The sequence below is a fragment of the Micromonospora sp. DH13 genome (genome assembly GCF_020873825.1).
Taxonomy (GTDB): Bacteria; Actinomycetota; Actinomycetes; order Mycobacteriales; family Micromonosporaceae; genus Micromonospora; species Micromonospora haikouensis.
This window is the reverse complement of the sequence record NZ_JAHWGR010000016.1, coordinates 1-22,841: the sequence shown is the minus strand read 5'-3', so window position 1 is coordinate 22,841 and position 22,841 is coordinate 1. Positions and strand designations below refer to the sequence as shown.

At 73.5% G+C, this 22,841-nt stretch carries 22 protein-coding genes; 9 read left to right on the top strand and 13 right to left on the bottom strand.

The annotated features are described in order from the left end of the window. Positions 1–65 precede the first annotated feature (65 nt). Positions 66–848 carry a hypothetical protein gene (locus LPA42_RS17235; RefSeq protein WP_077936160.1) on the bottom strand — a complete coding sequence of 261 codons (783 nt, stop codon included), beginning with the start codon at positions 846–848 and terminating at the stop codon, positions 66–68. Positions 849–902: 54 nt separating this feature from the next. On the opposite strand from LPA42_RS17235, the gene LPA42_RS17230 reads away from it, so the two are divergent. Together LPA42_RS17230 and LPA42_RS17225 are read left to right on the top strand one after the other, a co-directional pair. Next, the gene (locus tag LPA42_RS17230; protein ID WP_228986680.1) at positions 903–2,114 is read left to right on the top strand and encodes a DNA recombination protein RmuC; all 1,212 of its coding nucleotides are present in this window, start codon (positions 903–905) and stop codon (positions 2,112–2,114) included. A 150-nt stretch (positions 2,115–2,264) separates the two neighbouring features. Continuing rightward, a complete protein-coding gene (locus LPA42_RS17225; RefSeq protein WP_077936159.1) occupies positions 2,265–5,567 on the top strand; it encodes a S8 family serine peptidase in 3,303 nt (1,100 codons plus the stop codon). Between the two features lie 96 nt (positions 5,568–5,663). Here the strand turns inward: LPA42_RS17225 and LPA42_RS17220 are convergent, their stop codons facing one another. Both LPA42_RS17220 and LPA42_RS17215 read right to left on the bottom strand, forming a co-directional pair. After that, positions 5,664–6,101, bottom strand: coding sequence for a hypothetical protein (locus LPA42_RS17220; protein ID WP_077936158.1), 438 nt, complete (start codon positions 6,099–6,101; stop codon positions 5,664–5,666). A 55-nt stretch (positions 6,102–6,156) separates the two neighbouring features. After that, the gene (locus tag LPA42_RS17215; RefSeq protein WP_077936157.1) at positions 6,157–7,146 is read right to left on the bottom strand and encodes a 4-hydroxy-3-methylbut-2-enyl diphosphate reductase; all 990 of its coding nucleotides are present in this window, start codon (positions 7,144–7,146) and stop codon (positions 6,157–6,159) included. A gap of 76 nt (positions 7,147–7,222) precedes the next feature. On the opposite strand from LPA42_RS17215, the gene xseA reads away from it, so the two are divergent. Next, positions 7,223–8,443 carry an exodeoxyribonuclease VII large subunit gene (xseA, locus tag LPA42_RS17210; RefSeq protein WP_077936156.1) on the top strand — a complete coding sequence of 407 codons (1,221 nt, stop codon included), beginning with the start codon at positions 7,223–7,225 and terminating at the stop codon, positions 8,441–8,443. Positions 8,444–8,485: 42 nt separating this feature from the next. Next, positions 8,486–8,707, top strand: a complete 222-nt coding sequence (locus LPA42_RS17205; protein ID WP_043961904.1) for an exodeoxyribonuclease VII small subunit — start codon at positions 8,486–8,488, stop codon at positions 8,705–8,707. A gap of 47 nt (positions 8,708–8,754) precedes the next feature. Here LPA42_RS17205 and LPA42_RS17200 read toward each other — a convergent pair whose 3' ends face one another. From LPA42_RS17200 to LPA42_RS17190, 3 genes are all read right to left on the bottom strand, one after another. After that, entirely contained in the window at positions 8,755–9,612 is an 858-nt protein-coding gene (locus tag LPA42_RS17200; RefSeq protein ID WP_043961903.1) for a hypothetical protein, read from the bottom strand. Between the two features lie 158 nt (positions 9,613–9,770). Beyond that, positions 9,771–10,592 (bottom strand): hypothetical protein, encoded by an 822-nt coding sequence (locus LPA42_RS17195; RefSeq protein ID WP_077936155.1) that lies wholly within the window; start codon positions 10,590–10,592, stop codon positions 9,771–9,773. 596 nt (positions 10,593–11,188) lie between these two features. Continuing rightward, positions 11,189–11,800, bottom strand: coding sequence for a DUF4245 domain-containing protein (locus LPA42_RS17190; RefSeq protein ID WP_077936154.1), 612 nt, complete (start codon positions 11,798–11,800; stop codon positions 11,189–11,191). A gap of 217 nt (positions 11,801–12,017) precedes the next feature. Here LPA42_RS17190 and glpX point away from each other — a divergent pair, with 217 nt between their 5' ends. Both glpX and LPA42_RS17180 read left to right on the top strand, forming a co-directional pair. Further along, positions 12,018–13,049, top strand: a complete 1,032-nt coding sequence (glpX, locus tag LPA42_RS17185; protein ID WP_043961901.1) for a class II fructose-bisphosphatase — start codon at positions 12,018–12,020, stop codon at positions 13,047–13,049. A 14-nt stretch (positions 13,050–13,063) separates the two neighbouring features. Continuing rightward, a complete protein-coding gene (locus LPA42_RS17180; protein WP_043963949.1) occupies positions 13,064–14,017 on the top strand; it encodes a DMT family transporter in 954 nt (317 codons plus the stop codon). A 61-nt stretch (positions 14,018–14,078) separates the two neighbouring features. Here the strand turns inward: LPA42_RS17180 and LPA42_RS17175 are convergent, their stop codons facing one another. Beyond that, positions 14,079–15,023 (bottom strand): NAD-dependent epimerase/dehydratase family protein, encoded by a 945-nt coding sequence (locus LPA42_RS17175; RefSeq protein ID WP_077936153.1) that lies wholly within the window; start codon positions 15,021–15,023, stop codon positions 14,079–14,081. Positions 15,024–15,167: 144 nt separating this feature from the next. Between LPA42_RS17175 and LPA42_RS17170 the strand changes: the two genes are divergently transcribed. Further along, positions 15,168–15,860 carry a TetR/AcrR family transcriptional regulator gene (locus tag LPA42_RS17170; RefSeq protein WP_077936152.1) on the top strand — a complete coding sequence of 231 codons (693 nt, stop codon included), beginning with the start codon at positions 15,168–15,170 and terminating at the stop codon, positions 15,858–15,860. 10 nt (positions 15,861–15,870) lie between these two features. On the opposite strand, the gene LPA42_RS17165 is transcribed toward LPA42_RS17170, so the two are convergent. The 6 genes from LPA42_RS17165 to LPA42_RS17140 all read right to left on the bottom strand — a co-directional run bounded on the left by LPA42_RS17165 (position 15,871) and on the right by LPA42_RS17140 (position 21,497). Next, complete coding sequence (locus tag LPA42_RS17165; protein WP_077936151.1) at positions 15,871–16,839, bottom strand: NAD(P)/FAD-dependent oxidoreductase; 969 nt, start codon at positions 16,837–16,839, stop codon at positions 15,871–15,873. A 280-nt stretch (positions 16,840–17,119) separates the two neighbouring features. After that, positions 17,120–17,776: a rhomboid family intramembrane serine protease gene (locus LPA42_RS17160; RefSeq protein ID WP_077936150.1), complete on the bottom strand. Its 657-nt coding sequence runs from the start codon at positions 17,774–17,776 to the stop codon at positions 17,120–17,122. Between the two features lie 137 nt (positions 17,777–17,913). Beyond that, positions 17,914–18,615: a lytic transglycosylase domain-containing protein gene (locus LPA42_RS17155; protein ID WP_077936149.1), complete on the bottom strand. Its 702-nt coding sequence runs from the start codon at positions 18,613–18,615 to the stop codon at positions 17,914–17,916. A gap of 285 nt (positions 18,616–18,900) precedes the next feature. Next, the gene (locus tag LPA42_RS17150) at positions 18,901–20,310 is read right to left on the bottom strand and encodes a PhoH family protein (RefSeq protein ID WP_077936148.1); all 1,410 of its coding nucleotides are present in this window, start codon (positions 20,308–20,310) and stop codon (positions 18,901–18,903) included. A gap of 345 nt (positions 20,311–20,655) precedes the next feature. Then, complete coding sequence (locus LPA42_RS17145; protein ID WP_077936147.1) at positions 20,656–21,093, bottom strand: hypothetical protein; 438 nt, start codon at positions 21,091–21,093, stop codon at positions 20,656–20,658. Then, positions 21,090–21,497 (bottom strand): hypothetical protein, encoded by a 408-nt coding sequence (locus tag LPA42_RS17140; protein ID WP_228986679.1) that lies wholly within the window; start codon positions 21,495–21,497, stop codon positions 21,090–21,092. Before LPA42_RS17140 ends, LPA42_RS17145 begins: the two co-directional genes overlap by 4 nt. Positions 21,498–21,762: 265 nt before the next feature. Here LPA42_RS17140 and LPA42_RS17135 point away from each other — a divergent pair, with 265 nt between their 5' ends. After that, the gene (locus LPA42_RS17135; RefSeq protein ID WP_043961893.1) at positions 21,763–22,203 is read left to right on the top strand and encodes a helix-turn-helix transcriptional regulator; all 441 of its coding nucleotides are present in this window, start codon (positions 21,763–21,765) and stop codon (positions 22,201–22,203) included. 161 nt (positions 22,204–22,364) lie between these two features. Continuing rightward, the gene (locus tag LPA42_RS17130) at positions 22,365–22,718 is read left to right on the top strand and encodes a hypothetical protein (protein ID WP_043961892.1); all 354 of its coding nucleotides are present in this window, start codon (positions 22,365–22,367) and stop codon (positions 22,716–22,718) included. Positions 22,719–22,841: the final 123 nt, after the last annotated feature.

Here is a 22,841-nt window from a genome sequence, read left to right as displayed (position 1 = left end):
GGCCCTTCTTAACGCCCGCCGGCAGGCGGGCCCGACCCCTCGGAAGCGGGCCCTCGGGAGCGGCGTCAGAAGTCGCCGCCGCCGAAGTCGCCGCCACCGAAATCGCCGCCGCCGAAATCGCCGCCGCCGAAGTCACCACCGCCCGAGAAGTCGCCGGCGGTGCCGAAATCGCCGCCGCCGAAGTCACCACCGAAGTCCGCGCCGTCGCCGAAGCCCTCCTGGTAGCCGGCCTCGTACCCGGGGTCGGCGAACGCCGGGGAGAACAGCGCGTCGGCGATCAGCATGCCGCCGAGCACCCCCGCGCCCGCGCCGAGCGCCGTCTTCCACCACGGGGTGGAGTACCAGCCGGCCGGCACGGGGCGGCCCTGGTAGCGGCCGCCGGGGTAGTAGTAGGGCGTGCCCTGGCCGGGCTGCGGGCCGGCCCGGAACGTCTGCCCCTGCACGTTGACCTCGCGCTCGCGGGTGAGCTGGCCGGTGCCCTCGGCGGAGGCCAGCGGCGGCAGCTCGGGCCCGGGGTCGATGCCGAGCGCGATACGGGCCGCGCGGGCGTACGCCAGCCCTTCGAGGGCGGTCTCCCGGGCCAGCCGGTACTGGTGGACGGTGCGGGCCTGCTCCAGCTGGCTGCCCGCCGCGTTGTACCGCTCACCGGCGTCGACGAGGGCCTGCCGCACGGCCGGGGAGTCGCCGTGCAGGTTCATCACCTGGCCGCCGAGGCGCTCGTACCAGCGCTGGGCGTCGGCGCGCACGTCGGCCAGGCTGCGCGCCTCACGGGCCGCGCTCTCCCGGCGCCACCAGACGAAACCGCCGACGAGCAGCGCCACGAGGATGACCGCGAGCAGAATTTCCATGCCTTGAAAAGTACCCGGGGCGCGCCCGTCGTACGCGTTTGGCAAGCTCTGGTGATGAGCTTCTCGACGCTGGCCGTGGTGGTGCTCTGTCTGGGCGCGGGCGGCGCCTTGGGTTGGTTCGCGGCCCGGTCCCGGTCGGCGGCCGACCTCGCCCGGCTGGAGGCCACCCTGACCGCGACCCGGGAGGGCGAGGGGCGGCTGGAGCAGTCGATGCGGGCGCTGAGCTACGAGGCGACGGCGCAGTCGCAGGAGGCGGTGGCCCGGGCGGTGGCGCCGCTGCACGAGACGCTGCGCCGCTACGAGTCCCGGGTCGCCGAGCTGGAGCACGCGCGGGTCGACGCGTACGCCGAGCTGCGCGAGCAGGTGCGGGCGATGGGCGCGGTCTCCGGCGAGCTGCGCACCGAGACCAAGCAGCTCGTGGCGGCCCTGCGCGCGCCGCAGGTGCGGGGGCGCTGGGGCGAGCACCAGCTCCGCCGCATCGTCGAGGCCGCCGGCCTGCTGGAGCACTGCGACTTCGACGAGCAGGTCACCGCCGCGACGGACCACCAGGGGGTACGCCCCGACCTGGTGGTCCGGCTGCACGGTGGCCGCTCGGTGGTGGTGGACGCGAAGGCGCCCTTCGACGCGTACCTGACGGCGATGGAGGCCCGCGACGAGCGGGGGCGGGACACTCACCTCGACGCGCACGCGCGGCACCTGCGGGCGCACGTCGACGCGTTGGCGGCGAAGACGTACTGGGCGGCGTTCGACCAGACCCCGGAGTTCGTGGTGCTATTCGTGCCGGCCGACCCGTTCCTCGACGTGGCGTTGCAGCGCGACCCGACGCTGCTGGAGCACGCGTTCGCCCGCAACGTGGTGCTGGCCACCCCGGCGACCCTGGTGGCGCTGCTGCGCACGGTGGCGTACTCGTGGCGACAGGAGGCGCTGGCCCGCAACGCGGTGGCGGTGCACTCGCTGGCCCGCGAGCTGTACGGGCGGCTGTCCACGCTGGGCGACCACGTGGGCAAGCTGGGGGCGTCGCTGGGCGGGGCGGTGACCGCGTACAACAGGGCGGTCGGCTCGCTGGAGGCACGGGTGCTGGTCAGCGCCCGCAAGCTCGCCGAGCTGGGCGTGTCGGACCGGGAGCTGGCCGCGCCGCCGCAGGTGGAGGTGGCACCTCGGCAGCCGCAGTCCCCCGAGTTGCTCGGCGGGGCCGACGGGCCTGACCTGCGGCTCGACCGCCTGACCGGGCCGTCCCCAGTGGACCCGTCGACCCGGCCTCGATAGCAGCACACATGTGACAATGCGCGCCTATGCATGTCACGAAGTGGTCACAACGTACCGGCCGGTAGTGACACCAGCCACAGCCAGCACAAAGGATTTCGCTCACGCGCGCCCTGTGACTTCAGGGCCCTGTTCTCTGGAGGAAAAGAGAACGTGAGCAGACCCCGAAACCTGAGCCGGCGCACCTCCGCCGGGCTCTTCGCGTCGGTCGTGGCCGCCGGCGCCATGACCGGCGTCGGTGGCGCCGCGACCGCGAGCGCCGCCCCCACCACCGACACGGAGGCTCCGCAGGCCACCGCCGTGGAGACGCTGGGCGCACACGACGCCAAACTGCTGAGCGAGGCCGAGGCGAAGCACGCCAAGACCGTCACCCTGATCGTCGCCACCGACAAGGGCGAGGCGAAGGACGTCGCGGACGCGGTGCGGCAGCTCGGCGGCACGGTGAGCCGGCGCTTCGACTCCATCGGCTACGTCCTGGCGAAGGTCCCCACCGCCAAGGTGCTCAAGGCCGCCACGCTCCCCGGCGTCGCCGCGGTCGACCTCGACGAGACCATCCAGCTCCCCGACCCGGCCCCGGAGGCCGCGCCGGCCGGCGCGAAGGTCGCCGCGCAGGGCGAGACCCTCGCCGGGCCGGGCGTCGACACCGGCGCGGTGAACCCGTACATGCCGACCAACGAGACCGGCGCGGAGGCGTTCAAGGCCGCGCACCCGGCGTGGGACGGCCGCGGCGTCACCATCGGCATCATGGACTCCGGTGTGGACCTCGACCACCCGGCGCTCCAGACCACCACCACCGGCGAGCGCAAGATCGTGGACTGGGTGACCGCCACGGACCCGCTGGAGGACGCCACCTGGCGCGCGATGATCACCGAGGTCGCCGGCCCGAGCTTCACCGCGGGCGGCGCGACGTGGACGGCTCCGGCCGGCAGCTACCGGTTCAACCTCTTCCGCGAGTCGATCACGGCGGGCAGCGACCCGGAGGGCGACGTCAACCGCGACGGCGACACCACCGACACCTTCGGCATCCTCTACGACGCCACGACCCACGACATCCGGGTCGACGCCAACGGCAACCGGGACTTCACCGACGACCCGGTGATGCGCCCGTACAAGGAGAACTTCCAGGTCGGGCACTTCGGCACGGACAATCCGGCCACCGCGGTCCGCGAGCAGATCCCGTTCGTCGTCGAATACCGCGAGGACGTCGACACGACGCCGGTCGGCGGCCCCGGCCTGGTCGACTACGTCAACATCGGCATCGTCGAGTCGACCCACGGCACGCACGTCGCCGGCATCACCGCCGCCAACGACATGCTGGGCAACAGCGCGTTCGACGGGGCGGCCCCCGGCGCGAAGCTGGTCTCGGCCCGCGCCTGCTCCTGGGGCGGCGGCTGCACCGCCGCGGCGCTCACCACCGGCATGGCCGACCTGGTGATCAACCGCAGGGTCGACGTGGTCAACATGTCGATCGGCGGCCTGCCGGCGCTCAACGACGGCTCGAACGCCCGCTCCCAGCTCTACAACGAGCTGATCAACACGTACGGCGTGCAGCTGTTCATCTCGGCCGGCAACTCCGGCCCCGGGCTGAACACCGTCGGCGACCCGTCGGTGGCCGACAACGTGGTCAGCGTCGCGGCGAGCATCAGCAAGGACACCTGGCTGGGCAACTACGGCTCGGTCGTGGCCAAGGACAACGCCCTGTTCAACTTCTCCTCGCGCGGCCCGCGTGAGGACGGCGGCTTCAAGCCGAACATCGCGGCCCCCGGCTCGGCGATCTCCACCGCGCCGACCTGGCAGGCCGGCAACCCCGTCCCCGAGGCCGGCTACCCGCTGCCGCCGGGCTACCAGATGCTCAACGGCACCTCGATGGCGTCCCCGCAGGCCGCCGGTGCCGCCGCGCTGCTGCTGTCGGCCGCCAAGGCAACCGACAAGGGGGTCACCCCGGCCGCGCTGCGCCGGGCCGTCTACACCTCGGCCAAGCCCATCGCGGGCGTCGCGACGTACGCGCAGGGCTACGGCATGTTCGACGTGCCGGGCGCGTGGGCGCTGCTGGCCAAGGGCGTGCAGACCCGGTCGTACGTCTCCGACGCGCCCGTCTGCACCGAACTGTCGGCGAACCTGACCCGGTACGACAAGGCCACCGGCGCCTTCGTGCCGAACCCGCACCGGGGCACCGGCGTCTACAACCGCTGCGCCGTGGCGCAGGGCGGGCAGCCGCTGAAGAAGTCCAAGACGTACGAGGTGAAGGTCACCCGCACCAGCGGCCCGAACAAGAGCCTGCTGCACACCGTGACGCTGCGCGGCAACGACGGCACCTTCAGCGCGCAGAAGCAGGTGTGGCTGCCGCTGAACAAAACCCTCACCATTCCCGTGAAGGCCAAGCCGAAGACCGCCGGGGCGCACGGCGCGCTCCTGGTGATCGACGATCCGGCCACCTCGGTGGTCGACTTCGAGGTCTCCACCGTCGTGGTGGCCGCCACCGACGTGGCGAAGCCGGCGTACTCCTTCTCGGCCGGTGGCTCGGTCGAGCGCAACAGCTCCACCTCGTACTTCGTGACGGTGCCGGCGGGCGCCGGCGCGATCCAGGTCAACCTGTCCGGCATCGCCACCGGCTCGCAGACCCGGTTCATCGCGATCAACCCGTACGGCGTGCCGGTGGAGAGCACCGCGAGCACCGCCTGCTACACCAACTTCTCCGACGCCGCCGCCTGCAAGCCGCAGGAGCGGGACTACCAGAAGCCGATCGCCGGGGTCTGGGAGTTCGAGGTGGAGTCGCGGCGCACCTCGCCCGCGCTGGACAACCCGTACCAGCTCCAGGTGCGGGTGCAGGGCGTCACCGTCTCGCCGGCCGTGGTCGAGCTGCCGTCGGTCACCGCCGGCGCACCGACCGAGGTCACCTGGTCCCTGGCCAACACCTTCGGCCCGGTCTCGGTGACCGGTCAGGGTGGCCCGCTGGCCAGCGTGCACGCCGAGCGGCCGACGATCGCCGAGGGCGCGCAGCAGGAATACCTGGTCGAGGTGCCGGCCGGCGCGGCCAGCTTCACGGCCCGCATCGGCAACACCGCCGACCTGGGGGCCGACCTGGACCTGTTCGTCTTCCGGGGCACCACCGAGGTCGGCCGCTCGGCCGACGGCGACTCGGAGGAGGCGGTGACGCTGACCAACCCGCCGGCCGGCACCTACCGCGTCCTGGTCGACGGGTACGCCGTCGACGGGCCGGGCACCAGCACCGCCTACGACTACCGGGACTCGTTCTCGGCTGCGTCGCTGGGCACGCTGACCGCTCCGGCCACCCCGCTCTCCCTGGCCAACGGCGCCACCGCCACCCTCACCGGCACGGTGACCGCCCAGTCCGCCCCGGCCGCCGGTCGGGCGCTCTACGGCGACCTGGCCGTCACCACCACCGAGGGCGCGGTCGTCGGCCGCGGCTCGGTCGCGATCGGCGCCGTCAACTGATCCGCGCCGCCTGACCACCTTCCGCCTCACCACAGGAGCCCGTCCCCGCCCCGCGGGGGCGGGCTCCTGCCGGCACCGGGCCGGGCCCGGCCGCCGTCAGGACTTGCGGGCGGACTCCACGACGAACGGGATGCCCTGCTGGCAGGTGGTGAGCAGGTCGGGCTTGGCCCGCCCCGTGACCTCGACCTTGGCGCCGGCGGTGAGCACGTCGGCGGGGCCGCCGATGAGCTGGTAGCCGTCCAGCAGGCGGCAGCCGGGCTCCACGCCCGCCTCGACGGTGCCGGTGAGCGTGGTGGCCCCGACGCCCGGCGGGACGCTGGGGTTGCCCGGCTTCGGCGGGAGGCTCGGGCGGCCCGGGGGCACCGAACCGGACGGCGCGGACGGGTCGACCGGGTCGGCGCTGGGCGCGTCGGTCACCGCGGCTCCTCCGGAGGGGCTGGGGGCGGCGCTGCCGTCACCGGTGCCCTGGCCGCCGCAGGCGCTCAGGGCCGCGCAGGTGACCAGCGCGGCGACGATGGTCCGAGGAGTCTTCATACCGATCAGACGCTTCCCGCCGCCGATCCGTTCCCGCCCTGGCGGCGCGGGCCGGTCAGGCGCGGGCCGAGGCGGCGGCCTTCATGTCGCGCTTGAGCTCCTGCGGCAGCGAGAAGGTCAGCCGCTCGTTGGCGGTGACCACCTCGTCGACGTCGGTGAAGCCCCGCGCGGCGAGGTGCGCCAGGACCTCCTGGACCAGCTCGTCGGGGACGCTGGCCCCGGAGGTCAGGCCCACCGTGCGGGCCCCCTCCAGCCAGGCGTCGTCGATCTCGTGGGCGAAGTCGACGAGGTGGCCGGCGCGGGCCCCGGCGTCCAGGGCGACCTCGACCAGCCGGACCGAGTTCGAGGAGTTGCGCGAGCCGACGACGAGCACCACGTCGCAGTCGGGGGCGATCTCCTTCACCACGTGCTGGCGGTTGGAGGTGGCGTAGCAGATGTCGTCGCTGGGCGGCGACTGGAGCAGCGGCAGCCGGGACTTGAGCCGGGCAACCGTCTCCAGCGTCTCGTCGACCGACAGCGTCGTCTGGGAGAGCCACACCACCTTGCTCGGGTCCCGCACGGTGACCTTGTCGGCGTCGTCCGGGCCGTCGACGAGCTGGATGTGCGCGGGGGCCTCACCGGCGGTGCCGATGACCTCCTCGTGCCCCTCGTGGCCGATCAGCAGGATGTCGTAGTCCTCGGCGGCGAACCGCTTGGCCTCCTGGTGCACCTTCGTCACCAGCGGGCACGTGGCGTCGATCGCCTTGAGCGAGCGGGCCTTCGCCTGCTCGTAGACCTCCGGGGCGACGCCGTGGGCAGAGAAGATCACGGTGGCCCCCTCGGGCACCTCCTCGTTCTCCTCCACGAAGATCGCGCCCTTGGCCTCCAGGGTCTGCACCACGTGCTTGTTGTGCACGATCTGCTTGCGCACGTAGATCGGGGCGCCGTAGAGCTTGAGCGCCTCCTCGACGGTCTGCACCGCCCGGTCGACGCCCGCGCAGTAGCCGCGGGGCTTGGCCAGGAGCACGCGCTTGCCGGTCCGGGGAGTCGTCTCAGCCTGAGTCACCCGCCCATCGTACTGCCGCCCCGACAGGCGGCACCGGCTGCGCGGGCCGCCCTCCCGGCGTCCGTAGGGTGGGGGCGTGAGTGCGGATGAGAGCGGACGCAGCAGCTCCGACGAGCCGTGGCCGGTGCGGGTCGTCAGCCAGAAGGTGGGCGCGTGGATCGCCCGGCTCGGCTGGGTGTGGGTCGACGGGCAGGTGGCGCAGATCAGCCGCCGCCCCGGGGCGAGCACGGTCTTCCTCACCCTGCGCGACCCGTCGGCCGACCTGAGCCTCACGGTCACCACCAACCGGGACGTCCTCGACGCCGGGGCCCCCGAGCTGCGCGAGGGCGCCCGGGTGGTGCTGCACGCCAAGCCCGAGTTCTACGCCGCCCGGGGCACGCTGAGCCTGCGCGCCGACGAGATCCGCCAGGTGGGCCTCGGCGAGCTGCTGGCCCGGCTGGAGAAGCTCAAGAAGCTGCTGGCCGCCGAGGGGCTGTTCGACCGGGCCCGCAAGCGCCGGCTGCCGTTCCTGCCGGGCCGGATCGGGCTGATCACCGGCCGCGCCTCGGCCGCCGAGCGGGACGTGCTGACCAACGCCCGGCGGCGCTGGCCGGCGGTCGAGTTCCGCACGGTCAACGTGGCCGTGCAGGGGCCGGGCGCGGTGCCGCAGATCGTCGACGCGCTGAAGGTGCTCGACGCCGACCCGACCGTCGACGTGATCGTCATCGCCCGGGGCGGCGGCGGCATCGAGGACCTGCTGCCGTTCTCCGACGAGGCGCTGTGCCGGGCGGTCTTCGCCTGCCGTACGCCGGTGGTCAGCGCCATCGGCCACGAGACGGACGCGCCGCTGGTCGACTACGTCGCCGACGTGCGGGCCTCCACCCCGACGGACGCCGCGAAGCGGGTCGTGCCCGACCTGGCCGAGGAGCTGCGCCTGATCCGGCAGGCCCGGCAGCGGGTCGAACGCGCGGTCCGCAACCTGGTCGACCGGGAGGCGCACCGCCTCGACGGGCTGCGGTCCCGGCCGGTGCTGGCCCGGCCGCAGGTGATGGTGGAGCAGCGGGCCGCCGACGTGACCGCGCTGCGCCAGCGGGCGGGGCGCACCCTGCACCACCGGCTCGGCGCGGCCCAGGACGAGCTGCGGCACACCCTGGCCCGGCTGCGCGCCCTGTCCCCCGCCGCGACCCTGGAGCGGGGCTACGCGATCGTCCAGCGCGCCGACGGCCAGGTGGTGCGGGCGGCCGGCGAGGTGGGCCGGGGCGATGCGCTGCGCGTCCGCCTCGCCGAGGGCGAGCTGGCCGCCACGGTCGACGGCTGAGCCGCGCGTGACCGCGGGGCGGGATGTGCTGGGATGGGACGGATGACTGACGAGAAGAACGCCGGGCCGGACGAGCGGCTCAGCTACGAGCAGGCCCGCGCCGAGCTGGCCACGGTGGTGGAACGGCTGGAGACGGGCGGCACCTCGCTGGAGGAGTCGCTGGCGTTGTGGGAGCGCGGCGAGAAGCTGGCCGAGGTCTGCCAGCACTGGCTCGACGGCGCGCGGGCCCGCATCGACGCGGCCCGGCGGCAGCCGGACGCCTGAGGCGGACGTGGCTGCGGGGCGGCGCTGCCGCCGCCCCGGCACACCCGTCAGTTGAACAGGTTGTACAGCTCCTTCGGGGCCTCGACGACCTGGTCGGCCGGCGGGCGCTGGGCGGCGGTCGCCGCGCCGTAGTCGGCGTACGTGATCCGGATGTCCTGGGCCTTGTTCTGCCCGGACGCCGGGATCTGCACGACCAGTTCGCTGAGCCGGCCCTGCGGGTCCAGCTTGGCGGTGAACGGCACGGACTGGGCCTGCTGCCCGAGCGCCTTGATCAGCTCGGCGTTCAGCGAGCCGGCCTCGGCGGCCTTCGTCACGTCGATGGTGCCCGCGTACGCGCCCTCACCGGTCTGCCGCACCTCGGTGACGCCCTGGGTCAGCACCTCGCTGCCCGCCGGGTCGACCTTCTCGAAGTCGAAGCCCAGGTTGCGGTTGCCCTTGATCCGGCTCTGGTCGAGGTGCTGGTACTTGCCGAGGTTGAGGCCCTGCACGCCGGGCAGCTTGGCCGCCTGGCCACCGAGGTCGAGCTTGACCCAGCTGTCGGGCTTGAGGTGCACCAGGTCGAGCTTCATCGAGACGTCCGAGGAGGCGTCGCCGATGCTCAGCTTGATCTGGGCGCTCTGGCTGGGCTGGTGCACCTGCCCCTCGGCGGTGGTGCCGACGCCGGTCATGGTGAACCGGAAGTTGCCGTTGCGGATCTCGTTCGTGGAGTTGAGCAGGGCCTGCTTGGCGTCGCCGGTGCCGGGCGAGGCGCTGCCGGGCGAGGCGCTGCCTGCTGCCGCGCTGCCGGAGACCGTGGGGGACGCGGAGGCCCCCGCCTCGCCGGTCCCGGTGCTGTTGCAGGCGGCCAGACCAGGAGTGAGCAGCGTCGCGGCGAAGACCGCCGCGCTGAAGCGTCGAATGGTCACGTGAACCTCTCCAAGTGGGTCGTCCGGCCCGCATGGGCGCCGGAGGGAACGCCTACTTCTGTTCCCTGTTGCCGGGTTCCGCAATCCCCACGCGGTTCATCCGACCCACCGTCCGCAGGTGAGAGGGCGGCGGACGCCGCCCTCTCACCTGCCCCGGATCAGTTCTTGAACATCTCGTAGAGCTGGTCGGAGGCCTCGACGACCTTGTCCGCCGGCGGCTGCTGCACGGCGGTGGCCGCACCGTAGTCGGCGTACGTGACCTTCAGTTCCTGCGCCTTGGCGGAGCCGGCGGCCGGCACCTTGACGAGGAACTCCGTGAGCCGCCCCTGCGCGTCGAGCTTCGCGGTGAACGGCACGGCGCTGGCCTTGTCCGCCATGCCCTTGACGATGTCGGCGTCGAGGACGTCCGAGTCGGTGACCTTGGTCGCGTCGAGGGTGCCCTCGTACGTGCCCTCGCCCGTCTTCTTGACGTCGGTGATCGCCTTGGTCAGCGCCTCGCTGCCGGCCGGGTCGACGTCGGCGAAGTCGAACTGGAGGTCCTTGGCGTCCTTGATCTTCGAGCGGTCGAGGTGCTGGTACTTGCCCTTGCGCTCCTTGGCCCCGGGGATCGCGTCGGCCATCGGGCCGGAGATGTCCAGCTTCACCCAGCTGTCGGTGTCGATGAAGACGAAGTGCATGTCCATCGAGAAGTCCTCGGTGGCGGCGTCGCCACCGGTCATCTTCATCTCGGCGCTCTTCGACGGCATGTGCACCGTGCCGCTGCCGTTGAACTCGCCGCCGGTGATGGCAAAGGTGAAGTTGCCCTTGCTGAGCTCCTTGGTGGAGGCGAGCAGCGCCTCCTTGGGGTCGGCGGGCGCGGCCGGGGCGGCGGACGCCCCACCGGCAGCCGGCTCGGCGGCCGTCGAGTTGTTGCAGGCGGTCAGGGCGGGGACGAAAAGGGCGGCGGCGAGGACGCCGACGCTCCACCGTCGAATGATCACGTCGTTCTCTTTCCGAAAGGCTGCCCGGCCGTATCGCGCGGCCGGGGTCGAGCCGGGGCAGCCTAACGGAAAGGTCGGACGCTCGCCGTCCCCCGCCGGCCCCGCCCCCCGCCCCGAGTTGGCCACTCTCCGTGACCTCTGCGGTGTGGCCCGGGGTGAGCGGCCGAGCTGACTCCCCGTAGCGCCCCGCCGCCCCCGCCAGACACCGCACACCCCCCTTTGCTCTGCACCCACACACGCAACACCTAGGAGAGCTGGCAAAACGCGCGACGGCCGGAACGGGAGCGACGGTGCCCGCGTCGCGCTGCGTGCCCGTTGCGTATTCGGGTGCAGAGCAAAGGGGAGCGCGAGGCAGGTGGGTCGCCGAGCGGCGAGAGTCACGCCGTGTGACTCGCGCTCGGTGGTGGCGCGGACCAGGTCGAGCCGAGAGGGCCGCTGTCGTGGACCGAAGCGGCACGACACGGCGGACCAAGAGGGCCGCAGGCCGCGGGCCGCGGACGGTGCGGCACGGCACGGCGCACGGCGACGCGTGGCGCACGGCGGGCGGTGCGGCGCAGCGCGGTTCGACGCAGCGCGGTGCGGCTCGGTGGCGCTGGCTAGCGCACCGCGTCGGCGAGCCGGCGCAGCTCGTTCTCGCGGGCGTCCCCGACGACGATCACCGTGCGGCCAGGTTCGAGCAGCACCAGGGCCTGCTCGTTGCCCCGGGCGGTGTACCGCTGCCAGTTGCGCCCGCCCACCTCGGTGGGGCCCTGGGGCTGCCCCTCGGCCGTCAGCTCGGCCGGGAGCAGCCGCTCCGGCGGCACGTTGCTCTGCACCAGCTGGGCGCCCCGCCCCTCCGGAGTCAGGTAGCCGATCCGCAGGCTGGACCCGCCCTCGACGGTGCGGTAGCTGGCGCTGACCGTCCGCCAGTCGGAGTCGAGCCCGGCCGGCTGGCTCACCGGGAACGCGTTGGCCGCCCGGGCCTGCTCCACGGCGGGGGCCGGGTCGACGGTGCTCGGCTGGTCACCGCCGAGAAAGCCCCGGTAGAAGGCGAGCAGCAGGGCGATCGGGACGAGCAGCACCAGCAGGGAGATCGCCATGTCCTTCGGCGACCGCTCGGACCGGGCCTTCTCCCGACCCGGCGGGCCCGGCGGCAACGGGCTCGGCGTCGACGGAGTCGACGGAGTCGGCTCGGCGGGGCGGTGCTCGGCGGGCTGGGCGGGATCCACCCGACCATTGTTCCAGCCCCGGGTCGCCCCGCCACGAACCGCCACCGCGCGAGTGACCGGGGTGATACGTCCCACCGCCCGGTTGCCGGGAAGCTGGCCACCAGCGCCCCGGCCCGACGATAGGTTGACCAACGTGTGAGGATCAGCGACAAAGCTGGCGGCGGCGACGGCCGCATGCCGCCGGTCGACCCCGCAACGTCGCGAGGAGGAGGCCGTCATGACGAGCACGAGGACGCGTACCCCCCAGGATCTCGACCGCAACCTCGCCCTCGACCTGGTCCGGGTCACCGAGGCCGCGGCGATGGCCGCCGGCCGGTGGGTCGGGCGGGGCGACAAGGAGGGCGGCGACGGGGCGGCCGTCGACGCCATGCGCAAGCTGATCAACTCGATCCCGATGCGGGGTGTCGTGGTGATCGGCGAGGGCGAGAAGGACAACGCGCCGATGCTCTTCAACGGCGAGGAGGTCGGCGACGGCACGGGCCCCGAGGTCGACGTCGCGGTCGACCCGATCGACGGCACCACCCTGATGAGCAAGGGCATGCCCAACGCGCTGGCCGTCCTCGCGGTGGCCGAGCGGGGGGCGATGTTCGACCCGAGCGCCGTGTTCTACATGGAGAAGCTGGCCGTCGGCCAGGAGTACGCCGACGTGGTCGACATCAACGCCGGGGTCGCCGAGAACCTGCGCCGGATCGCCAAGGTCAAGGGCACCGACGTGTCCGAGGTCACCGTCTGCGTGCTGGACCGGTCCCGCCACGACGACCTGGTCACCCAGATCCGCCGCACGGGGGCGGGCATCCGGTTCATCTCCGACGGTGACATCGCGGGCGCGATCGCCGCCGCCCGGGGCGAGTCGGACGTCGACGTGCTGATGGGCATCGGCGGCACCCCGGAGGGGATCACCGCCGCCTGCGCCCTCAAGTGCATGGGCGGCGTCATGCAGGCCAAGCTCTGGCCGCGCGACGCGCAGGAGCGGGAGAAGGCCCTGGCCGCCGGGCACGACCTGGACCGGGTGCTGTTCACCGACGACCTGGTCACCGGCGACAACTGCTTCTTCGTGGCGACCGGGGTCACCTCCGGCGACCTGCTGCGGGGCGTGAGCTACCGGGCCGGCGGGGCGTACACCCAGTCGATCGTCATGCGCTCGAAGAGCGGCACGATCCGGGTGATCGACTCGTACCACCGGCTGGAGAAGCTGGCGCTGTACTCGGCCGTCGACTTCGACGGCCGCCCTCTCGCCGAGCAGGAGTGACCGCCACCGGGACGATGTCCCCGCCGACCCTGCCGGTCGCCCGCCGGATCACGGCCGTCGGGCTGGCCACCGCCTCCGGGGTCACCGTGGCCGTGCAGTCCCGGATCAACGGCGAGCTGGGCGTACGCCTGGCCGACGGGATCGCCGCCGCCGTGGTCTCGTTCGGCCTGGGCCTGCTGGTGCTGCTGGTGCTGGTGCCGGCCACCCCGAGCGGGCGGCGGGGCCTGGCCACGCTGCGGGCGGCGCTCGCGGGCGGCTCGCTGCGGCCGTGGGAGTGCCTCGGTGGTGCCTGCGGGGCGCTCTTCGTGGCCGCCCAGGGGCTGACCATCGGCGCGCTCGGCGTGGCGGTGTTCACCGTGGCGGCGGTCGCCGGGCAGTCCGGCAGCAGCCTGCTCGTCGACCGGGCGGGGCTCGGCCCCGCCGGCCGGCAGGCGGTCACGCCGAACCGTCTGGTGGGCGCGGCGCTGACCGTGCTGGCCGTGCTGCTGGCGGTCGGCGACCGGCTCGGCGACCCGGCCACGCTGGGCCTGGCGCTGCTGCCGCTGCTGGCCGGGGTGGGCCTCGCGTGGCAGCAGGCGGTGAACGGGCGGGTCCGGGTGGCCTCCGGCAGCGTCCTGGCCGCGACGCTGGTCAACTTCGCGGTCGGCACCGGGGTGCTGCTCGCCGCGTTCGTGGTGGAGGTGGCCGTCCGGGGCCGCCCGGGCGGCGGCCTCCCGACCGAGCCGTGGCTCTACCTGGGCGGCCCGGTCGGCATCGTCTTCATCGCGGTCGCCGCCGCCGTCGTGCGCTTCACCGGGGTGCTGCTGCTCGGCCTGGCCACCATCGCCGGGCAGGTCGTCGGCGCGGCCCTGCTGGACGTGGTGCTGCCGACCACGGCGTCGCACCCGGGGGTGAACACGCTGCTGGGTGCCGCGCTCACCCTGTTCGCCGCGCTGCTCGCCGCCTTCGGGCCCCCGGCCCGCCGTTAAGGAAGGGCCCCCTGTTAACGCCTACGGTAGAGAAGGTCACCCTTCTCACCGCAGCTCCCGCTCAGCGCACCGGGCGACGAGGGCCGGGGGCGGCGCGCAGGGCGGCGACGGTCTGCGCGAGCGCGCTGCCCAGCGGGGTCGGCTCGATGCCGAGGGTCTCGGTGGCCGCGGTCGAGTCCATCAGGAAGGGCCGGTCGAACTGGTACGCCGTCTCGCGTAGCTCCCGCGCGAACGGGTTGGCCAGCCCGCCCAGCCACAGCGCCGGGTACGGCAGCCGGGTGAGCCTCGGGGCGGGGGCGCCGGCCAGGGCGGCGGCCCGCACGGCCAGCTCGCGGGCGGAGACGGCGGGCGGGCTGGGCACGTGCCAGGCCCGACCCCAGGCGCGTTCGTCGGCGGCGGCCCGCACGAGGGTACGCGCGACGTCGTCGACGTACGTCCAGGTGTGCGGGGCGTCGAAGTCGACGGGCAGCACCGCCCGGCGTCCGTCGAGCACCGGGGGCAGCAGCATCATCGGCAGCGACAGCGCGCCGACGCCGAGGTAGTCGGAGCCGCGCACCTCGGTCACCCGGACCCGCCCCGCCCGGTGGGCGGCGACCGCCTCGGCCCACATCCGGTTGCGGACCTGCCCCTTCGTGCCACCCGCCACCGTCGGGGTGTCCTCGGTCATCGGCCCGTCGACCGGCCCGTACCCGTAGAGGTTGCCGACCGTGGCGAGCACGGCCCCGGCGCGCCCGGCGGCGGTGAGCAGCGCGGCGGCCAGCGGCGGCCAGTCAGTCGGCCAGCGGTGGTAGGCCGGGTTGGCGCAGTTGTAGAGCGCGACCGCGCCGTCGGCGAGGGCGGCGAGCCGGTCCGGGTCGGCGGCGTCGGCGGCGACCCGCTCGACGGCCGGGTGCTCCGGGCCGGTGCCGCGCCGGGTGACCACCCGGACCCGCTCGCCGGCGGCTGCCAGGAGGTGGGCGGTGGCGGCGCCGACGGGTCCGGCGCCGACGATCACATGCAGCGACATCACAGGTCACCCTTCAAATCGGGGGTACGAAACGAGAGCACTGCTCTCGATCTGGTGCACCCAGCATGACGCCCGGAGAGGAGCGGCGTCAAGAGCAGTGCTCTCTTATTTGATCCGCGCTCTCCCGCGTGGCAGAGTGGGGGCATGCCAGCCCCCTCGATCCGCGCCCGCGTACGCGCCGAGATGCTCGACGAGATCAAGGCCGTCGCCCGCCGCCACCTCGCCACCGACGGCGCCAACCTCAGCCTGCGCGCGGTCGCCCGGGACATGGGGATGGTCTCTTCGGCCCTCTACCGCTACTTCCCGAGCCGCGACGACCTGCTCACCGCGCTGATCGTCGAGGCGTACGACGCGTTGGGGGCGGCCGTGGAGGCGGCCGACGCGGGCGCGGACCGGCTCGACCCGCGCGGGCGCTGGCACGCCGCCTGCCGGTCGGCCCGGGACTGGGCCCTGGCCCGTCCCGCCGAGTACGCCCTGCTCTACGGCAGCCCGGTCCCCGGTTACGCCGCCCCGGCCGACACGCTCGGGCCGGCGATGCGCCCACCGGCCGTGCTGGTCGGCATCGTCCGCGACGGGCTGGCCGCCGGCCGCATCGCCGCCCCCGACCCCGGCGGGCTGCCCGAGCCGCTGCGGGCGGACCTCGCGGAGATCGCCGCCGCCCTCGCCCCGGGGCTGCCCGAGGCGCTGCTCGCCCGCTGCATGGCCGGCTGGACGCAGCTCTTCGGGCTGATCAGCTTCGAGCTGTTCGGCCGGATCGACCGCACCCTGCCGCACCGCGCCGAGTATTTCGCGCACCAGACCGACCTGATGGCCGACCTCATCGGCCTCCCCCGCTGACGGGGCGCGGTCAGGGGGCGTCGGAGGAGTGGCCCGGGAAGAGGTGGGCGGACGGGTCGATGGCGACGGCGGCGTTGTTGACCGCCGTCGCGGCCTCCCCGAATCCCGTGGCGATGAGCCGCACCTTGCCCGGGTATTCGGTGATGTCCCCTGCGGCGAAGACCCGGGGGAGATTCGTCGCCATCGCGCTGTCCACCAGGATGTGCCGGCGGTCCAGCCGCAGCCCCCACTCGGCGATCGGGCCGAGGTCGGCGGTGAAACCGAGGGCGGCCACCACCGTGTCCACGGGCAACGTCTCGGGCGCCGCCCCCTTCACGGTGATCTCCGCTCCGGTCACCGCGCTGTCGCCGTGCAGCCGGGTTACCTCGGCGTTGACGACGATCCGCACGGACGACCGCTGCACCCGGGCGACGGTGGCGGCGTGGGCGCGGAACCGCTCCCGCCGGTGCACCAGGGTCACCGAGCGGGCCAGCGGCTCCAGCGCCAGCGCCCAGTCGAACGCGGAGTCGCCGCCGCCGACGATCAGCACGTCCCGGTCGGCCAGGGCGGCCGGCTCCGGCACGAAGTAGACGATCCCCGTGCCGGTGAAGCTGTCGGCGACCGGCAGCGGGCGCGGGGTGAAGCTGCCCAGGCCGCCGGTGACGACCACCGCCCCGCAGGTGAGCTGCTCGCCACCGGCGAGGCCGAGCACCGGCTGCCCGTCGGTGTGCGACAGCTTCTCGGCCCGGGTGCCGAGCAGGTATCTCGGCTGGAACGGCGCGGCCTGGGCGACCAGGTTGGCCACCAGGTCCCGCCCCTTGACGGCCGGGAACCCGGCCACGTCGAGGATCAGCTTCTCCGGGTACATGGCGGTGATCTGGCCGCCGGCCTCCGGCAGCGCGTCGACCACGGCCACGGAGAGCCCCCGGAATCCGGCGTAGTACGCGGCGAAGAGCCCCGTCGGCCCCGCACCGATCACTGCGACATCGACCTCGGGCATGGCGTACCGTCGCTTTCCGCTCACGGATCAACGCGTGCTGATGCCGACGGTAGGCGCGCGCCGGGTCCGGATCAAGCACCGTCTCACGCCGAGTGCGGCCCGGGCGCGGCCCGGGCGTGGGCCGGGCGTGGGCCGGGCGTGGGCCGGGCGTGGGCCGGGCGTGGGCCGGGCGTGGGCCGGGCGTGGGCCGGGCGTGGGCCGGGCGTGGGCCGCGTGCGGCCCGGCGGGCGGGTGAGAAGGGTGCCCTTCTCTACCGCAGGCGTTAACAGGGGGCCCTTCCTTACGCCCGCAGCGTCGGGGAGCCCAGGTCGTACGGGTCGTCCTCGATTCGGCGGCGCCGGAAGAGGATCGCGGCGACCACGCCGCCGACCAGCCCGAACAGGTGGCCCTGCCAGGAGATCCGCTCGTCGGTGGGGAGGATGCCGAGCAGCTGCCAGCCGTAGAGCAGGCCGACCAGCAGCACGACGGCGAAGTTCCACCAGCTCCGCTCGACCACGCCGCGGGTGAGCAGGACGCCCAGGTAGCCGAAGATGACGCCGCTGGCCCCGACCACGACCGAGTTGGGTGAGCCGGTGAACCACACGCCCAGCCCGCTGACCAGCACGATGACCAGGGTGGACCACATGAACCGGCGGAAGCCGGCGGCGAGCACGAAGGTGCCGAGCAGGATCAGCGGCACGCTGTTGCTGTAGAGGTGGTTGAAGTCGGCGTGCAGGAACGGCGAGAAGAGCACCCCGTCGAGCCCGTCGATGTGGCGCGGGATGATGCCGCCGGCCAGGTCGAGGTCGATGCCGAGGCCGACGTCGAGGGCCTCCACCAGGAAGAGCACCGGCACGACGGCGCACATGGCGACGAAGGCGCGGCCGATCGAGGCGTAGAAGGCCTCGGTGCCGAAGCGTCGCGGGTCGCCGCCCGGGGGGCCGTCGTGCAGGGTCATGCCCAAACAGCTATCAGCAATCCCGCCCGGCCGCCACCCGGGCGGCGGGGCCGTCGGCGGAAACGACGACGGCGGGGTGGGCGTCGAAACGCGCCCGCCCCGCCGTCGCGGTGCTCGGGAATGCGGTGCTCAGCGGATCAGTACCAGCCCTCGCTCTGCGACTGGCTCCACGCCGAGCACGGCGAGCTGTAGCGGCCCTTGATGTAGCCGAGGCCCCACTTGATCTGGGTGGCCGGGTTGGTCTCCCAGTCGTCGCCGACCGAGGCCATCTTGCTGCCCGGCACGGCCTGCGGGATGCCGTGCGCGCCGGACGAGGAGTTGTGGGCCTTGGGGTTCCAGCCACTCTCCTTCGTCCAGAGCTTGTCCAGGCACGGGAACTGGTCGATGCCGAAGCCGGCGTCGATCATCAGCGCGCAGCCGATCTTGCGGTTGCCGCCGTACTCGCTGCACGAGGCGGGGATCGGGCCGTCGTACGGCTTGCCCGCCTTGGCGGCGGCCGCCTTCTCGGCGGCCTTCTTCGCCGCCGCCTCGCGCTCGCGCTTGCGGGACGCCGCCTCGGCCTCGCGGGCCCGCTCGGCGGCCTCCTTGGCCGCCGCGGCGGCCCGCTTCTCGGCCTGGTACTCGGCGGCCCGCGTCTCGGCGGAGACGATCCGGTGCTGGGCCTGCCGCTCGCGCTGGTAGTCGAACTCGGCCTGGTCCACCTGGAGGCCGACCTGTGCGGTCAGGCCCTGTTGCTGGGTTTCGCGGTCTTCGCCCAGATAGAAGCCGCCGGCAACGCCCACGGAGAGCAGTGCGACGGCGGCGGTACGGGCACCGAACCGGCTCCACAGCCGACTCACGAAGTGGTCCCTTCGTCGGGGGCAAGGACACGGCGCGACCCTGGCCCGAGGAGGGACCCGGCCCGCGCCGTGAGCGCCCCGACCCTGCCGGTCGCAGCCGACGCACTCGCCCCCGCCGCTCCTCGCCGTCGGGTGCCCGACGAGAACGGACGATCTTGGCGGTGCGTGGACGCTCGATGGACACCATCGCGCACAGTGAGGCTGATGGGAAACCACCAGCCCCAATTGTGACCTGGGCCACAGGCAGAATCACGCTAAAGGGTGACTAGACAGGCATGATCTCGGTCAGAATGGGATCTCCTCCAACAGATCCGTCACCATCGCCGCGATCGGCGACCGCTCGGACCGGTTCAGCGTGACGTGCGCGAACAGGGGATGCCCCTTCAGGGTCTCGATCACCGCGGTCACGCCGTCGTGCCGGCCCACCCGCAGGTTGTCCCGCTGGGCGACGTCGTGGGTGAGCACCACCCGCGACCCCTGCCCGATCCGGGAGAGCACGGTGAGCAGGACGCCCCGCTCCAGCGACTGGGCCTCGTCCACGATGACGAAGGCGTCGTGCAGGCTGCGGCCCCGGATGTGGGTGAGCGGCAGGACCTCCAGGATCCCCCGCGCCATGACCTCCTCCAGCACGTTCTCGTGCACCACCGCGCCGAGGGTGTCGAAGACGGCCTGAGCCCAGGGCGACATCTTCTCCGTCTCGGAACCGGGGAGGTAACCCAGCTCCTGGCCGCCGACGGCGTACAGCGGGCGGAAGACGACCACCTTCTTGTGCCGGCGGCGCTCCATCACCGCCTCCAGGCCCGCGCACAGCGCCAGCGCCGACTTGCCGGTGCCGGCCCGGCCGCCCAGCGAGACGATCCCGATCGACTCGTCCAGCAGCAGGTCGAGGGCGACCCGCTGCTCGGCCGAGCGGCCGTGCACGCCGAACGCCTCCCGGTCGCCGCGGACCAGCCGGACCGTCTTGTCGGGCAGCACCCTGCCGAGCGCGGAGCCGCGCCCGGAGTGCAGCACCAGGCCGGTGTGGCAGGGCAGCCCCGCCGCGCCGTCCAGGTCGAGGGTCTCGCCGGCGTAGAGCGCGGAGATCTCGTCGTCGCCCAGCGCCAGCTCGGCCATCCCCGTCCAGGTCGGGTCGCTGGCCTGGCCGTGCCGGTACTCGTCGGCGCGCAGCCCGACCGAGGCCGCCTTCACCCGCAGCGGCATGTCCTTGCTCACCAGGGTCACGTCCCGCCCCTCGGCGGCCAGGTTGAGCGCCACCGAGAGGATCCGGGCGTCGTTGGACTCGTTGCGGAAGCCGGGCGGCAGCACGCCGTCGTCGGTGTGGTTCAGCTCCACCCGCAGGGTGCCGCCGGCGTCGTTGGCGGGCACCGGCCGGTCCAGCCGGCCGTGGCGCACGCGCAGCTCGTCCAGCATGCGCAGGGACTGCCGGGCGAACCAGCCCAGCTCGGGGTGGTGCCGCTTGCCCTCCAGCTCGGAGATGACCACGAGGGGCAGGACCACCTCGTGCTCGGCGAACCGGTGGAAGGCCGCCGGGTCCGAGAGCAGGACCGACGTGTCCAGGACGAACGCCTGGCCGGCTGGTCGGGGCTCCTCGGGCTCGACCGGGGTCGCCGCGCGGCGGCTCCGGGTGGCGCGGCGGGTCGTGGCAGTCGCGGCCGGGGTCTGGTCGGCACCGGCGGGGGTACGGCGAGTCGTCACAGGCCTGCTCCGGCGAATGGGCACCCGGCCATCCGCGTTCCGCCTCGTCCGGTGCCCGGGGACACGGGGTCGGATGCGGGCCCCGTGCGCGAGGTCGCAGATCCGGGCTGGCCGGCTGGCCCGGGGGGAATCCCGCGCCATGACTAGACGCTAGCCGCGCCACGGCGTCCCGGCTAGGGGTTGACCCGTGGATCTCGGGAGTCGGACCGGTGAACAGGCACGGCGGACCGGCCGGGATGCATGCCCCCTGCGCGCATCCCGGCCGGTGGGACCACCGTCACCGGTCTGACGTGGCCCCGGCGGTGCGCGTCCGCCGCGGACGTCGCACCGGGTTCGTCGGCCGGCTCAGTTCTGCCACCGGACCAGGACGGCGGGGTGCCGGCCGCCGACGGCCGCCGTGGTCCCGGCCGTCGCCCGGACGGCGGCGGTCGCCGTGGTGGCGACCGCGACGGCACCGGCCGGGTGCGCCGGCGGGCCGGGGACGGGCGCCGCGGAGACGGCGGGCGCGGCGGAGGCGGCGAAGGCGGAGCCGGTGTACGTGGTGCCCTGCCGCGCGGTCGGGCCACGCCGGACGGCCGGCGGAGGGCCGGCGAGGGCCGAGGCGATGGCGGCCTGGGCCTCCCGGCGGCGGCGGTTCCAGGCGCCCCGGTCGCCGTCGAAGTAGCCCTGCCGGTAGCCGAACCGGTAGCCGATGCGGTAGCTGAGCTGGCCGTGCAGCCGCCCGGCGGCGTAGCTGGCCGAGCCGAGGACGAGGACGAGGACGACCGCGACGAAGGGGCTCACCGCTCCTCCGGTCCGGTGCCGGTAGGGCCGGCCCCGGGGTTGGTGGGGCCGACTCCGGGGCCGGCGGGGTCGACTCCGGGGCCGGCGGGGTCGGCGACCAGGAGCCGCTCCAGGTCGTCCGTGCTGACCTCCTCGACCAGCTCGACGCTGATCCGGCAGCCGTCGAGCACGAGCTCGGCGACGGAGCAGCGGCGGATCTCGCCGCCGGCGTCGTAGACCCGGACGCTGAGCTCCGGGCAGTTGAGGTGGGTCCGCCAGGCGTCCCACTCCGCCCGGTCGCCCACGTTGAGCGACAGGTAGCGGCAGCCGCGGGCGAGGTAGAGCCGCCAGGGGGCGCTCAGCCCCGCGGCAACTCCCTCCGCGACCAGGCCGAACGCCTGCTCACGGGTGGCGAGTTCGGTCACCGCGCCCCCCTGAGGACGGGGAAGGGACGCAGGCGAGCACCAGTCGTCTCGTGCACGTGACACACGGTAAACTGTCCCATGAGCGTGACAGTATCAGCTTTTCGTCCGATTACCCCGCCACTGACGTGCTCCTATCCTGCGCAGGTGATACGCCTTGAAATCGCCCTCACGAAGGGCCGCGAACGGCCAGATACGCGTGTCTCATTCACGTGACATAGGCGTGCCCGGCGTCCCCAGTGGATCCGGCTGGCCGTACCGTCACGGGGTGACCGAGAGCGCTCACGCCAGGAAGATCGCCTTCGCCGCCTTCGTCCGCCGGGCCCTCGACGACGCCCGGGCCATGCGCGCCTGGAGCGGCACCGAGGTCTCCCGGCGCACCGGGGTCTCCCGGCAGACCATCAACCGCTGGGTGCGTGGCGACTGGGCCAGCGACCCCGAGGCCGAACGGGTGGTCGCGTTCTGCGAGGGGCTCGGCCTCAACCCGACGGCCGCCTTCGCGGCCCTGGGCTGGGAGCGCGCCGCCACCCCACGGGCGGCCACCGCACCGCCCCCGATGGACCCGGACGTCGAGGCGCTGCTGCGCCGGCTGGTCGACCCCAACGTCTCCGACGCGGAGAAGTTCCACATCCGAGAAACCATTAGATACCTCGCGTATCGCCCAAGTCTCCCGGTAGATGTCCGAAAAAGGGGTAATCGGGCGGGCTAGTTCCTCAGATGGCGAAAGAACGGCAAGCCGTACCCAATCGTTTCGCTCCGGGGCCGGAACGGGCACGCTAGCGTCCTATCCGTACTGCTTGGGCTCGTCGTCGGCGGGGGGACGGGACAAGGCCGAACCCAGCCCTGCGGGACAGAAGGAGGGGTCTGTCGATGACCCTGAAGTGGTTCGCAGTCGTGGTCGCGGCGGTGGCGCTGACCTCGGCCGTGACCGGCAACGTGGTGATCGGCGTGGTCGGCGACGGGGAGCTTCCCGTGGTCGCCAACCTCCTCGCCCTCACCACCGCCGGCACCGCGGTCGTCCTGGCCGTCGTCGCCGAGCTGCACGAACGGCTCAACGACCGGATCAGCGCGCTCACCGAGTTCCTGGTGGCCCGGCTCACCGAGATCGAGACGCGCACCGGCGACCGCAACGCCGGCTTCGTGGAGGGCTACCTGCTCAGCCACGGCCAGGACGCCGAGGTCCTGCCGTTCGGGCGCCGGGGCCGGGGGGCCGCCGAACGCTGACTGTGAGGCTAGCCGTGTCGGCTCGGAAGGTGATGGGCTGATGCCTGGTGGCAGTAGATGTGACTCTAACCCTGACTGGCTTTGTGCCTTTGGCGGGACTTGTCCGTCCGCTGCTGCCGGCGC

What these genes read in the sequence shown, in the direction of transcription:
- LPA42_RS17230 (WP_228986680.1), top strand. Translation starts at nt 903, where the DNA reads ATGAGCTTCTCGACGCTGGCCGTGGTGGTGCTCTGTCTGGGCGCGGGC.
- LPA42_RS17170 (WP_077936152.1), top strand. Translation starts at nt 15,168, where the DNA reads ATGCCAGCCCCCTCGATCCGCGCCCGCGTACGCGCCGAGATGCTCGAC.
- LPA42_RS17220 (WP_077936158.1), bottom strand. Translation starts at nt 6,101, where the DNA reads ATGAAGACTCCTCGGACCATCGTCGCCGCGCTGGTCACCTGCGCGGCC.
- LPA42_RS17160 (WP_077936150.1), bottom strand. Translation starts at nt 17,776, where the DNA reads ATGACCCTGCACGACGGCCCCCCGGGCGGCGACCCGCGACGCTTCGGC.
- LPA42_RS17175 (WP_077936153.1), bottom strand. Translation starts at nt 15,023, where the DNA reads ATGTCGCTGCATGTGATCGTCGGCGCCGGACCCGTCGGCGCCGCCACC.
- LPA42_RS17130 (WP_043961892.1), top strand. Translation starts at nt 22,365, where the DNA reads ATGACCCTGAAGTGGTTCGCAGTCGTGGTCGCGGCGGTGGCGCTGACC.
- LPA42_RS17205 (WP_043961904.1), top strand. Translation starts at nt 8,486, where the DNA reads ATGACTGACGAGAAGAACGCCGGGCCGGACGAGCGGCTCAGCTACGAG.
- glpX (WP_043961901.1), top strand. Translation starts at nt 12,018, where the DNA reads ATGACGAGCACGAGGACGCGTACCCCCCAGGATCTCGACCGCAACCTC.
- LPA42_RS17165 (WP_077936151.1), bottom strand. Translation starts at nt 16,839, where the DNA reads ATGCCCGAGGTCGATGTCGCAGTGATCGGTGCGGGGCCGACGGGGCTC.
- LPA42_RS17235 (WP_077936160.1), bottom strand. Translation starts at nt 848, where the DNA reads ATGGAAATTCTGCTCGCGGTCATCCTCGTGGCGCTGCTCGTCGGCGGT.
- LPA42_RS17180 (WP_043963949.1), top strand. Translation starts at nt 13,064, where the DNA reads ATGTCCCCGCCGACCCTGCCGGTCGCCCGCCGGATCACGGCCGTCGGG.